Source organism: Pseudomonas sp. RIT-PI-S (genome assembly GCF_025642975.1).
Taxonomy (GTDB): Bacteria; Pseudomonadota; Gammaproteobacteria; order Pseudomonadales; family Pseudomonadaceae; genus Aquipseudomonas.
Window position 1 is genome coordinate 1 of the sequence record NZ_JANZKJ010000050.1, and the last position, 205, is coordinate 205.

The 205-nt window shown below is 62.9% G+C and carries 1 protein-coding gene; it reads left to right on the forward strand.

Annotated features, from left to right (window positions below; genetic code table 11):
- Window positions 1–205: hypothetical protein (locus OGL93_RS22200; RefSeq protein WP_263265175.1), on the forward strand; the 205-nt coding region annotated here is incomplete at both ends.

Consider the following 205-nt stretch of genomic DNA (forward strand, 5'->3'; position numbering starts at 1 on the left):
GACCACCATCGTTGAGAACACCGCCGAGAAAGGCACCGTTGCCGCCAACTTCAGCACCACCGACGAAGAAGGTGACGTGGTCACTGTCGGCTTCAAGCCGGGCAGCAATGGCGACGGCTACTACGCCATCGACGGCAACACCGTGGTGCTGACCGACAAAGGCGCTGCCTTCGTCAACGCCGGCAACCCGCTGCCGCAGATCGAC